Source organism: Kitasatospora sp. McL0602, from assembly GCF_052076145.1.
Taxonomy (GTDB): Bacteria; Actinomycetota; Actinomycetes; order Streptomycetales; family Streptomycetaceae; genus Kitasatospora.
This window is the reverse complement of sequence record NZ_CP197246.1, coordinates 5,507,184-5,519,130: the sequence shown is the minus strand read 5'-3', so window position 1 is coordinate 5,519,130 and position 11,947 is coordinate 5,507,184. Positions and strand designations below refer to the sequence as shown.

Genomic DNA, 11,947 nt, shown 5'->3' with positions numbered 1-11,947 from the left:
GCGGCGCTCAGAAGACCGGGGTGGCGGCGCGGTGCAGCAGACAGAGACTGGTGTACTTCTTCTGCCAAGTGATCTCCTGGCCACCCCAGTTGCCGTAGGCGGTGGCGGTGACCGGGTCGACGAGGTCCGGGCAGACCAGGCCCGGGTCGCCGGCCAGGCGGTCGAGGTCGCCACCGGCGGCGGCCATCGCCGCACAGGCGCCGCCCGGGTCCGGGTGGTGGCCGCCGTTCGGCGCGCAGGTGAAGGACTGGTCCTCGGCGGCGGAGTCGTCGGCCTCCCGGACGACGTACAACTGGATGAAGCCGCTCGTCGGGGTCGCGCTGGGCACCGCGAAGGGTGCGGCGGCGAGGGTGCCGGCCATGACGGCGGAGACGGCGGCGGCGAGGGTGAGACGCCGGAGTGTGGTGCGCATGCCCTCACCCGACCACGGCTCGACCCGGCCCATCAAGCTGTAACTAGCTCGAACGAGTGAGCCAGGAAAGGAAGTTGGTGCCAACGGCCGACCGGACGGACGGTCCGGGTCGCCCCGAAAGGCCGTCTCCACGATTCATTCACCAACCCGCAGTGTACATGCTCAGTCACTCCAGGTAGTGTCAGTCCCTGTCAACCTGGAGGGGAGTGCAAATGGAGCGCGACAAGATCCCTAGAGTCATCGCAGGCAGCAGCACCTTCGTCACCGACCCTGAGGACGAGGGCGCGGAGGGCGGCGGTCCGCCCTACTGCCACGACTCGGACAGTACCTCGGACGCGGACGAGGAAGCCTCGTCCCACTGGGGCCAGTGGCTCCGGCCCGACTGAGCGACCCGCCGCGCAAGTGGCAGCAGCAGCCCCGGCCTTCCCCCCGACGGCCGGGGCTGCTGCTGTCCCGGGGCTGCTGCTACCCAGCCGGAAACCTGGTCAGCAGGCACCGATCGCCCGATGGGCCCGCTCGGCGGTCTCCCGGGCCAGGAAGACCAGCCGGGCCCGCTTCTCCGGCAGTTCGATCTCCGGCCCTAGCTCGAAGCCGGTGCGCAGCAGCCGCGCGATCGACCTCTCGTTGCGGATGTCCGGCTCGGCGACGATCCGGCGCACCGCCGGGTCGGCCAGCAGGAAGCCCAGGAAGGCGCCGACCAACACCTCGGTGTGGCCGGCTCGCGGGGCGCCGCCGGCCGGGCCGATCAGCAGGTGGATGCCGAGATCGCCCTCCCGCACCGGGTAGTGCTCGCCGAGCGGGTCGTGCTCGGGCTGGTACGTCTGGAAGAGCGCGGCCGGGCGGCCGTCACGGAGCATCAGGTAGGCGTGATGGGTGGTCAGCGAGTCGACGAAGGCGTAGACGTCCGCGATCTGCTCGCGGGTGTGGCCGATCATGCCCCAGAAGCAGGCCCGCTGCTCGTTCACCCAGCCGTGCAGCAGCTCGGCGTCACCCGCCGGGTCCAGCGCGCGGATCCGTACCGTGCCGAAGCCGGGGACGGTGGTGCTGAACAGGGCGGCGGCAGTGGTGGTGGCGGTGACGGGCAGGTCGGTCGTCATGCGGACTCCTTGCTGAGCTTGTTCCAGTCGGTGACCACGGGGACGAGTTCGCCGCGTGACCAGAGCGGTAGTTGGTCGCGCCGGTGCGGGTGGCCGGGGCGGCCGTCGGCGCCGAGCGGCACCACCCAGCCGCTGTCCTCGCGCCGGGCCAGATCCCAGACGTAGCGGGCCGCCGAGGCGCGGCCGCAGAGGTCGGTGACCCCCGGCACACTGGAGGTCGAGAGGACGCAGTCGTGGTCGCCCGCCAGCGCGGGCCAGGGCTCGGGCTCCTCGGCGGGCAGCGCCAGCCAGGGGGCCAGCCGGTGCCGCTCGCCCCAGGTCTGCGCCGAGGGCTCGGCGGCGGCCAGCGCCTCGACTGCTGCCCGGACCAGCGCCGTCGGGTCGACACCCGGCAGCAGGTCGGTGACGAGCAGGTGCTCCAGCGCGTAGCCGATCCGCGCGGTCAGCGAGAGCCAGGGGGCGAAGAGCGGGGGGCGGCCGCTGGGTCCGGCCAGGGCGGCCAGCTCCGGCACGGCGGCGAAGCGGCGCACCACGGCCGAGCGGAGCGCGGCGAAGCGGGCGGCCTGCACCGATTCGGCCGCCATCCTCCGGTCCCAGCCGAGCAGTTCGGTGCGCAGCCGGTCGGCGGCGGGGCTCAGGCCGGTCAGACCGGCGAGCAGGTCGAGCAGGGGGCCTGCGGAGGCCAGGTGGGTGTCCAGGTGGACGGCGGTCAACTCCTGGCCCGTCCAGCTGGTGGAGCCGGCCAGCAGTTCGGCGATCCGCTCGGCCCGGTGCGGGGCGGCGAACTCGATACCCAACGGCGCGGCCAGCGCACGCTGGTTCGCCATCACCGCCCAGCCGCCCACCTCGGCCCGGGGCAGCGGGGCGTGCCAGCCCTGCCACGCGTACTCCGGCTCCCAGGCCGGGACCGGCCGGGCCAGGTTCTCCGGGTGGCGCAGCGGGACGGCTCCGGCGACGCGGTGCAGCAGCCCGCCGGCGGTGTCGGCGGCCTGCACCACGTTGACGGGCTCGGCCCAGCGGTCGAAGGCCCGGTCGACGTCGGCCACCGTGCGGGCGCGGAGCAGTGCGGGCAGCGCGTCGAAGCCCAACTCCTCACGCACCCGGGGCGGGTAGCGCAGGCTGAGGGCGTCGTCCGGCCCGTCCGGTCCGCCGATCACCACCGGGCCGCGCTCGGTCTCGACCACCTCGACGGTGACCGGTTCGCCGCCCGCCACCTCGACGGTCTCGGTGTGTGCGGCGGCCGGGCGCCAGCCGTCCGGACCGAGCGCCTCGACCCCGGCCGGGGTGCGGCGCAGCCGCTCGCGGTAGAGGTCCTGGTAGTCGGCCATGGCGTTGGTGATCGCCCAGGCCACGCCACCGGCGTGCCCGAAGTGGCCGAGGCCCGGGACGCCGGGCACGGCCAGCCCGATCACGTCGAACTCGGGGCAGGCCAGCCGGATCTGCTGGTAGATCCCCGGGGCCTCGATGAAGCGGTGCGGGTCTCCGGCGATCAGGGCGGCGCCAGTCGCGGTGTGCTCGGGGGCGACCAGCCAGCCGTTGCTGCCGGAGGCGGCGGGGCCGTCGGTGGCGAAGAGGTGGACGGCCTGCTCGCCGAGCAGCTCGGCGACCCTCTCCCGCCACAGCTTGCCGGGGAATCCCGCGAAGAGGATGTGGTGGGAGAGCCAGAGGGCCAGCGGTGTCCACTCCTCCCACCGGCCGGGAGCCAACCCGGTGGCCGCGAACTCCGGTGCCCCGTCCGCGCCTTGCCGCAGTCCGTCGTTGACTCCGGCGACGTAGCGGCGGACCCACCGGGCGGTGTCCGGGTCGAGCCGGGCGAAGCAGCGCCGGGCGGTGTCGGCCAGCCGGGCCTGCCGGGCGAAGCAGTCCCACTCCAGGCTGTCCGACCCCAGGAAGGCGGCCGAGCTGCCCTGGGCCCGGTGGCGTTCGACCTCCAGCTGCCAGGCGCGGTCGGTGGCGGCGTTGCGGCCCTGGGCGTAGGCGAGTTCGAGCGGGTCGGCGGCCCGCAGGTGCGGGATGCCCCAGCCGTCACGGAAGACCTCGACGGCCACGGTCAGTTCACCTCGACAGTGCTGGTGGCGGGGGCGGCCGCCGGGCGGCGCGGGGCTGCGGGCACGACCAACGGCGTACCGGTCTCCGGGTCGTCGATGACCCGGCAGGGCAGCCGGAACACCTCCTGCACCAGTTCGGCGGTGACGATCTCCGCCGGGGCGCCCTCGGCGACCACCCGGCCGTCGCGCATCGCGACCAGGTGGGTGGCGTAGCGGGCGGCCTGATTGAGGTCGTGCAGCACGGCGACCAGCGTGCGGCCCTCCTCCTGGTGCAGCCGGGCACAGAGGTCGAGCACCTCGACCTGGTGGGCGATGTCCAGGTAGGTGGTCGGCTCGTCCAGCAGCAGCAGCGGCGTCCCCTGGGCCAGTGCCATCGCGATCCAGACCCGCTGACGCTGGCCGCCGGAGAGCTCGTCGACCATCCGGTCGGCGAGGTCGCCGACCCCGGTGGCCGCCATGGACTCCCGGACGACCCGCTCGTCCTGCTCCGACCACTGACGCAGCAGACCCTGGTGCGGGTAACGGCCGCGCGCCACCAGCTCGCTGACGGTGATCCCGTCGGGGGCGATCGAGGACTGCGGCAGCAGGCCCATGGTGCGGGCGACCCGGCGGGCGGGCAGGGCGGCGATGTCCTGGCCGTCCAGCAGCACCCGACCGGCGACCGGCTTCAGGGTGCGGGAGAGGGCGCGCAGCAGGGTCGACTTGCCGCAGGCGTTCGGACCGACGATCACCGTGAACGAGCGGTCCGGGATCGCCACGGTGAGCTGCTGGGCGATGGTCCGTTTCTCGTAGGCGAGGGTGAGCTCGCTGCCGACCAGCCGGGGTCCGTCCTGGGTGATGCCGGTCATGCCTGTCTCTCCGTTCGGGTGCTTCAGCACGTGCTTCGCCGGGTGCTTCGCCGGGTGGTTCACCGGGTGCTTCACCGGGTGCGCGGTCATATCCGTCCGGCCCGGCGCTCGGTGGCCAGCAGCCAGAGCAGGTAGCCGCCGCCGAGCACGCCGGTCACCACGCCGACCGGCAACTGGTGGCCGCTGACCAGCCGTTGGGCCGCCCAGTCGGCGCTGACCAGCAGCGCGGCGCCGGTCAGCATCGAGGGGAACAGGTTCGGGCCGGGGGCCCTGGTCAGCCGTCGGGCCAGCTGCGGCGCGGTCAGCGCCACGAAGGAGACCGGCCCGGCGGCGGCCGCCGCCAGCGAGGCCAGCAGCACGGCGGCGGCCAGCAGGGAGAGCCGCAGCGGCTCGACCCGTATGCCCAGTGCTGCGGCGGTGTCGTCGCCGAGCTCCAGCATCCGCAGCGCCCGGCCGCAGCCGAGCAGCACCAGCGGGCCGAGCACGCCCAGCGCGACCATCAGCGGCACGGCGTCCCGCCAGCCGCGCCCGTCCAGACTGCCCGTCAGCCAGAGCACCGCGCGGGCAGCGTCCATCAGCTGCGTACGGGTCAGCAGGTAGCCGTTGACGCCGGTGAGGATCGCGGCCGTGCCGATGCCGACCAGCACCAGCCGTCCGCTGTGCAGGCCGTGCCGCCAGGCGAGCGCGCAGACCGCAGTACCGGTGAGCACGCCCCCGGCCACCGCCCCGCCCGCCAGCGCCAGGCTGCTGCCACCGGCCACCACCACCAGCAGGGCCCCGACCGCCGCGCCCTGGGTGAAGCCGAGTACGTCCGGGCTGCCCAGCGGGTTGCGCACCAGCGACTGGAAGAGTGCCCCGGCGAGGGCCAGTGCGGCGCCGACCAGCAGGGCGGTCACCACCCGGGGCAGCCGCAGCTGGTTGACGACGAAGTCCTGCGCGGGGGTGCCGCCGCCGGTCAGCGTGCGCAGCACCTCGGCCGGGCTGAGCGGGTAGTCGCCGCTGCCGAGGGTGAGCACCGCCACCAGCAGGGCCAGCAGCGCGCAGCCGGCTCCGACGGCCAGGGCGCGCGGCCGGTAGGTCAGCGACCAGGCCCCGCTGCGGATCGTGCTTGTGCTCACGCTCGGGCCACCTTTCCGCGTCGGGCGAAGTAGAGGAAGAACGGCCCGCCGAGCACCGCCGTGATCACGCCGACCAGCAGCTCGCCCGGCCTGGCCAGCACCCGGCCGAGTACGTCGGCGCCGAGCAGCAGCACCGGGGCGAGCACCGCGCAGTAGGGGAAGAGCCAGCGCAGGTCCGGGCCGGTCAGCGCGCGCACCAGGTGCGGCACCATCAGGCCGACGAAGACGATCGGCCCGCAGGCCGCGGTGGCGGCGCCGCAGAGCAGGGTGACGGCCAGGATGGCGGCTCCGCGCACCAGTTCGGGGCGGCTGCCGAGGGCGCGGGCGGCGTCGTCGCCGAGCGCGAGGGCGTTCAGCGGCCGGGCCAGCAGCAGCGCGAGCAGCAGGCCGACGCCGATGAAGGGCAGCACCTTGACCACCGTCTCGGGCCGCGCGTCGGCGAGCGAGCCGACCGTCCAGAACCGCATCCGCTCCAGCGACTTGGTGTCCAGCAGCATGACCGCGCTGACGTACGAGTAGAGCGTCGCGTTGAGCGCGGAGCCGGCCAGTGCCAGCCGCGCCGGGGTGGCTCCGCGCCCGCCGCCGACGGCGTAGACCAGCACGGAGACGACCGCCGTGCCGCCCAGCGCGAACCAGACGTAGCCGTCGAAGGTCGCCACCCCCAGCAGGGACGCGGCGGTGACGACGGCGGCCGAGGCGCCCGCATTGATGCCGAGCAGGCCCGGGTCGGCGAGCGGGTTCCGGGTCACCGCCTGCATCACGCCCCCCGCCAGGCCGAGGGCGGCGCCGACCAGCAGGCCGAGCAGGGTGCGCGGCAGCCGCATCCGGTGGACGACGGTGTAGTCCGGCGAGGTCTGGTCGACCAGGCCGTGCCAGACCTGGCCGAGCGTCAGCGCCTTGGCGCCGACACCGATGCTCAGGGCGAGCACCGCGACCAGGACCAGGAGGGCGGCCACGAGGCCACCGGCCCGCAACGCGGTGCGCGCGGCCGGTGGGCGAGCGGGGGCCGGCTCCGACCCCGCGCCGCTGACACCACCTCTGACCTGCGGTGACGTAGAGACAGACACGGCTCGGCTCCGGGTTCGCAGCGAAGTCCGGGGGGCATCTGACTTCCCCCCTGGACAGGAACTTAGGTTAGGTTAACCTATGTTCGACCGAGGGTCGCCGCTCCTGCTCCAAGCTCCGCGCCCTGTTCCGCACCCCGTCACACACCCCTGTCACGTGCGCTGTTCTTCGCGCTTCCCGTCAGGCCCGTCATCGCGAGAGAGACCCCGTCATGCACTTCAGAACCGCCAGCCAGCTCTCCCGTCGCGGCCTGCTCGCCGCCGGTGGTGCCACCGCCCTCGGCGCCCTGCTGACCGCCTGCGGCAGCAGCGGTTCGAAGAGCGACTCGGCGAAGCCCGCCCCCGGCGGCACGGCGAAGACCGGCCCCTGGACGTTCACCGACGACCAGCCGAAGGCGCTCACCGCCCCCGCCACACCCGAGCGCATCGTCGCCTTCACCGGCACCGCCGCCGCGCTGGTCGACTTCGGTGTGGACCGGCAGATCGTCGGCGTCTTCGGCGAGACGAAGACCTCCGACGGCAAGGCCGACCCGCAGGCCGGCGACCTGGACGTCAGCAAGGTCGAGATCCTCGGCAACGCCTGGGGCGAATTCAACATCGAGAAGTACGCGGCGCTCCAGCCGGACCTGCTGGTGACTCACATGTACGACCCGGGCGCCTTCTGGTACGTGCCGGACGAGAGCAAGGACAAGATCTTCAAGCTCAACCCGACCGTCGCGGCCGTCACCGTGGCCCGGGTGCCGATGACCCAGCCGATCGAGCACTACGCCAAGCTGGCCGAGTCGCTCGGCGCCGACCTGGGCGCCAAGAAGGTCACCGAGGCCAAGGCGCGTTTCGAGGCCGCCGCCGAGAGCGTGCGGCAGGCCGCCAAGGCGTCCGGCAGCATCAAGGTGCTCGCCTGCTCCGGCAGCGCGGACCTGTTCTACGCGTCCAACCCGCAGATCAGCACCGACCTGATGTACTTCGCCCAGCTCGGCGTCGACCTGATCGTCCCGGACAAGCTGGACGCGGGCGGCTACTACGAGGGCCTGAGCTGGGAGACCGCCGGCAAGTACAAGGCGGACCTGCTCCTGCTGGACAACCGCAGCACCGCCCTCCAGCCCAAGGACCTGACCGGCAAGCCCGCCTGGGCCCAGCTCCCCGCGGTGAAGGCCAACCAGATCACGCCGTGGAGCTCGGTGCCGCGCTTCTCCTACGCCGGGGCCGCGCCGCTGCTGGAGCAGCTCGCCAAGGCCATCCGGTCCGCCAAGAAGGTGAGTTGACCGCCCGATGACCGACAACACCGCAGTGGATGCCGCCGTAACAGATGCTGCCGCAGTAGGTGCCACCGCACCAGATGCCGCCGGCGACCCCGAGACCGTCGCCGGGCAGTTCCGCTTCTTCGACGCCCGCGTCCTGCGGGCCGAGCGGCTCGGCCCGACCCTCACCCGGATCACCTTCGGCGGTGAGCAGTTGGCGCGCTTCGCCTCCGGCGGGCGGGACCAGAGCTTCTCGCTGTTCCTCCCGCAGCCGGGCCAGGCTGCCCCGCTGCTGCCGGACCGGACCGGTGACGGCTGGTACCAGCAGTGGCGGGCCCTGCCGCCCGAGCAGCAGGCGGTGCTGCGCTCGTACACCGTCCGCGCCCAGCGCACCCGGCACGCCCAGCAGGACAACCGCGCCCGCTGCTCCGAACTCGTCGAGTTGGACGTCGACTTCGCGCTCCACGGCACCGGCCCGGACGACCCCGCCGGGGCCGCCGGACCGGCCTCCCGCTGGGCCGCGCAGGCCGCGCCCGGCGACCAGGTCGTCCTGCTCGGCCCCGCCGTGGCGGACAACCGCAGCGTGGGCTTCCGCCCGCCGCCCGGCACCGACTGGGTCCTGCTCGCGGCCGACGAGACGGCCCTCCCCGCCCTCGGCGGCATCCTGGACTGGCTGCCGGCGGGCAGCTCGGCGAAGGCCTGGATCGAAGTCCCGCACGCACAGGACATCCAGGACCTGGCGAGCGCGGGCGAGGTGGAGATCACCTGGCTGATACGTGGCGCCGACGGTGCCCTGACTGGCGGTGCGTCAGCCGATGGTGCGCTGACCGATGCCGTCCGGGCCGCCGAGCTGCCGGAGGGAGTGCCCTACGCCTGGATCGCGGGCGAGTCCGGCGCAGTCAAGGCGCTGCGCCGACACCTCGTCAGGGAGCGTGGATTCGACCGCAGGAGCGTCGAGTTCTCGGGCTACTGGCGTCGCGGCGCCTCCGAGGAGCAGCTCCGCTCGGAGGCACTGGCGGCAGCTGACGCCGAGTAGGCCGGACATCTGACGAAGGCCCGTCCCTGATCGGGGGCGGGCCTTCATGCATGTCAGAACTTAGGATAGGCTTACCTAAGTTCTCGAGGGGACGTCTCCGTCCTCCTCCCTCTCCCGCGACTGCCGAGGACCGAACCATGAGCTTCCAGGGACCGACCACAGCGGCCACGCCGACCGGCGCCACGACCACGGTGGCGGGCGCGAGAAGGCACCTCTTCAACAACCGCACCCTGGCCGGCTACCGCAGCTCACTGGCCGCCGGTGTCGACCGGGTGGCCGACCGGATCGCCCGTGCCGACCGCCCGTTCAGCGGGGTGTCCCCGCAGCAGCTGGCGCCCGAGATCTCCGGCATCGACCTCGACCGCCCGCTGAACGACCCCGCCGCCGCGCTGGACGAGCTGGAGGACGTCTACCTGCGGGACGCCGTCTACTTCCACCACCCCCGCTACCTGGCGCACCTCAACTGCCCTGTCGTGATACCCGCACTGCTCGGCGAGGCGGTGCTCAGCGCCGTCAACTCCTCGCTGGACACCTGGGACCAGAGCGCCGGTGGCACCCTGATCGAGCGCCGCCTGATCGACTGGACGGCGGGGCGGATCGGCTTCGGGGTGGACGCCGACGGCATCTTCACCAGCGGCGGCAGCCAGTCCAACTTCCAAGCCCTGCTGCTCGCCCGGGAGGAGGCCTGCGCCAATGCCGCACTCGGGCTCGGGGCCGGGGCCGCACTCGGGGCCGACGAGCCGCCGACCCGCCGCGAGCTCCTCTCCAGGCTGCGCATCCTCGCCTCCGAGGCCGGGCACTTCAGCGTGCAGAAGTCGGCCAAGATGCTCGGTCTCGACCCGGACGCGGTGATCACCGTGCCGACCGGCAGCGATCGCCGGATGCAACCCGCCGCCCTTGCCGCCGTGTTGGAGCTCTGCCGCCGCGAGGGCCTGGTGGTGATGGCCGTGGTCGCCACCGCCGGCACCACCGACTTCGGCACCATCGATCCGCTGCCCGCCGTCGCCGACCTCTGCGAGCAGGCCGGCGTCTGGCTCCACGTGGACGCCGCGTACGGCTGCGGGCTGCTGGTATCACCGACCCGCCGACAGCTGCTGGAGGGCATCGAGCGAGCCCATTCGGTCACCGTCGACTACCACAAGTCCTTCTTCCAGCCGGTCAGTTCCAGCGCGCTGATCGTCAGCGACAGCCTTCTGCTGCGGCACGCCACGTACTACGCGGACTACCTCAACCCGGCCCGGATGGCCGAGCAGCGCATCCCCAACCAGGTCGACAAGTCGATCCAGACCACCCGCCGGTTCGACGCCCTCAAGCTCTGGCTGACCCTGCGCATCATGGGCGCGGACGCCGTCGGCGAGCTCTTCGACGAGGTGGTCGACCGGGCCGCCGCCGCATACGACCTGCTCACCGCCGACCCGAGGTTCGAGGTGGTCACCCGGTCGCAGCTGTCCACCGTGGTCTTCCGCTACCTCCCGCCCGCCGGCCCCGGCCGCGAACTCACCGACCAGGCCAACCTGTACGCCCGCGAGGCGCTCGCCGCCTCCGGCGAGGCCGTGGTGGCCGGCACCAAGGTCGACGGCCGTCACCACCTCAAGTTCACGCTGCTCAACCCCGAGACCACGCTCGACGACATCACCCACGTCCTCGACCTGCTGGCCGGCCACGCGGAACACCGCCTGCGCGAACTGACCGCAGCCTGAACCCGGTTGAGTCCGGCTGAGCCCGGTTGAGCCCGGTTGAGCCCCCATCGTCCACTGCCCCACCCCTGCCACGGGAGACACGCATGTCCACCCACGACTTCATCGCGATCGGGCTCGGCCCGTACAACCTCGGCCTCGCCTGCCTGACCGCACCGATCGAGGAGCTCGACGGCCTGTTCCTGGAGAGCAGGCCCGAGTTCGACTGGCACCCCGGGATGCTGCTGGACTTCGCCACCCTGCAGACGCCGTTCATGGCCGATCTGGTCACCCTGGCGGACCCGACCTCGCCCTTCTCCTTCCTCAGCTACCTGAAGGAGTCCGGCCGCCTGTACCCGTTCTACATCCGCGAGATGTTCTACCCGGTGCGCAGCGAGTACAACGAGTACTGCCGCTGGGCGGCGGGCAAGTTGGACAACATCCGCTTCGGCCAGCAGGTCTCGCTGGTCGAGTACGACGAGGCGGACGGCCTCTACACCGTCACCGCCACCACCGAGGGCGGGACGGTCCGGCACCGGGCCCGGCATCTGGTGCTCGGCACCGGCACCCCGCCGCACCTGCCCGAGGCCTGCCAGGAGCTGGGCGGCGATCTGGTGCACAACTCCGCCTATCTGGCGAACAAGGCCGCGCTGCAGGCCAAGGAGAGCATCACCGTGGTCGGCAGCGGCCAGAGCGCGGCCGAGATCTACTACGACCTGCTGGCCGAGACCGACGTGCACGGCTACCGGCTGAACTGGGTCACCCGCTCGCCCCGGTTCTTCCCACTCGAATACACCAAGCTCACCCTGGAGATGACCTCCCCGGAGTACGTGGACTACTTCCACTCGCTGCCCGAGGAGACCCGCTACCGGCTGGAGGCCGAGCAGAAGAGCCTCTTCAAGGGCATCGACGCCGACCTGATCAACAGCATCTACGACCTGCTGTACCAGAAGAGCGTCAAGGGGCCCGTGCCCACCCGCCTCTTCACCAACACCGCCCTGCACAGCGCCTCCTGGGACGAGAGCACCGGCCACTACACGCTCGGCCTGCACCACACCGAGCAGCAGCAGGACTTCGGCCTCAGCACGGCGGGCCTGGTGCTCGCCACCGGATACAAGTACCGGACGCCGGGTTTCCTCACCCCGGTCCTCGACCGGATCCGCAGGGACGGCCAGGGCCGCTTCGACGTGGCCCGCAACTACAGCATCGACACCACCGGGCGCGGGATCTTCCTGCAGAACGGTGGCACCCACACCCACAGCATCACCTCCCCCGACCTCGGCATGGGGCCCTACCGCAACTCCTGGATCGTCCGGGAGCTGACCGGCCGGGAGGTCTACCCGATCGAGAAGACCATCGCCTTCCAGGAGTTCGGCGCCCCCGAGGGCCTCGTCGCATGAATGAGCACCG

11 protein-coding genes are annotated in these 11,947 nt (G+C 72.6%); 5 read left to right on the top strand and 6 right to left on the bottom strand.

Going from position 1 to position 11,947, the window contains the following annotated elements; genetic code table 11:
- Positions 1–7: 7 nt before the first annotated feature.
- On the bottom strand, positions 8–412 hold the full coding sequence (locus tag ACR68M_RS25115) for an SSI family serine proteinase inhibitor (RefSeq protein ID WP_441246374.1): 405 nt from the start codon (positions 410–412) through the stop codon (positions 8–10).
- Positions 413–624: 212 nt separating this feature from the next.
- Between ACR68M_RS25115 and ACR68M_RS25110 the strand changes: the two genes are divergently transcribed.
- Positions 625–798, top strand: coding sequence for a hypothetical protein (locus ACR68M_RS25110; RefSeq protein WP_441246373.1), 174 nt, complete (start codon positions 625–627; stop codon positions 796–798).
- A 99-nt stretch (positions 799–897) separates the two neighbouring features.
- Here the strand turns inward: ACR68M_RS25110 and ACR68M_RS25105 are convergent, their stop codons facing one another.
- The 5 genes from ACR68M_RS25105 to ACR68M_RS25085 form a co-directional block, all read right to left on the bottom strand.
- Positions 898–1,509 (bottom strand): GNAT family N-acetyltransferase, encoded by a 612-nt coding sequence (locus ACR68M_RS25105; protein ID WP_441246372.1) that lies wholly within the window; start codon positions 1,507–1,509, stop codon positions 898–900.
- On the bottom strand, positions 1,506–3,557 hold the full coding sequence (locus ACR68M_RS25100) for a penicillin acylase family protein (RefSeq protein WP_441246371.1): 2,052 nt from the start codon (positions 3,555–3,557) through the stop codon (positions 1,506–1,508). The genes ACR68M_RS25105 and ACR68M_RS25100 overlap by 4 nt, the downstream gene beginning before the upstream one ends.
- A gap of 2 nt (positions 3,558–3,559) precedes the next feature.
- Entirely contained in the window at positions 3,560–4,405 is an 846-nt protein-coding gene (locus tag ACR68M_RS25095) for an ABC transporter ATP-binding protein (protein WP_441246370.1), read from the bottom strand.
- Between the two features lie 86 nt (positions 4,406–4,491).
- The gene (locus tag ACR68M_RS25090; protein ID WP_441246369.1) at positions 4,492–5,523 is read right to left on the bottom strand and encodes a FecCD family ABC transporter permease; all 1,032 of its coding nucleotides are present in this window, start codon (positions 5,521–5,523) and stop codon (positions 4,492–4,494) included.
- Positions 5,520–6,590, bottom strand: a complete 1,071-nt coding sequence (locus tag ACR68M_RS25085; protein ID WP_441246368.1) for a FecCD family ABC transporter permease — start codon at positions 6,588–6,590, stop codon at positions 5,520–5,522. The genes ACR68M_RS25090 and ACR68M_RS25085 overlap by 4 nt, the downstream gene beginning before the upstream one ends.
- 209 nt (positions 6,591–6,799) lie before the next feature.
- On the opposite strand from ACR68M_RS25085, the gene ACR68M_RS25080 reads away from it, so the two are divergent.
- The 4 genes from ACR68M_RS25080 to ACR68M_RS25065 all read left to right on the top strand — a co-directional run bounded on the left by ACR68M_RS25080 (position 6,800) and on the right by ACR68M_RS25065 (position 11,937).
- Positions 6,800–7,849 (top strand): ABC transporter substrate-binding protein, encoded by a 1,050-nt coding sequence (locus ACR68M_RS25080; RefSeq protein WP_441246367.1) that lies wholly within the window; start codon positions 6,800–6,802, stop codon positions 7,847–7,849.
- Positions 7,850–7,856: 7 nt separating this feature from the next.
- Positions 7,857–8,861, top strand: coding sequence for a siderophore-interacting protein (locus tag ACR68M_RS25075; RefSeq protein ID WP_441246366.1), 1,005 nt, complete (start codon positions 7,857–7,859; stop codon positions 8,859–8,861).
- A gap of 137 nt (positions 8,862–8,998) precedes the next feature.
- Positions 8,999–10,561 carry a pyridoxal phosphate-dependent decarboxylase family protein gene (locus tag ACR68M_RS25070; protein ID WP_441246365.1) on the top strand — a complete coding sequence of 521 codons (1,563 nt, stop codon included), beginning with the start codon at positions 8,999–9,001 and terminating at the stop codon, positions 10,559–10,561.
- An 83-nt stretch (positions 10,562–10,644) separates the two neighbouring features.
- The gene (locus tag ACR68M_RS25065) at positions 10,645–11,937 is read left to right on the top strand and encodes a lysine N(6)-hydroxylase/L-ornithine N(5)-oxygenase family protein (RefSeq protein ID WP_441246364.1); all 1,293 of its coding nucleotides are present in this window, start codon (positions 10,645–10,647) and stop codon (positions 11,935–11,937) included.
- The last annotated feature ends 10 nt before the right edge of the window (positions 11,938–11,947 follow it).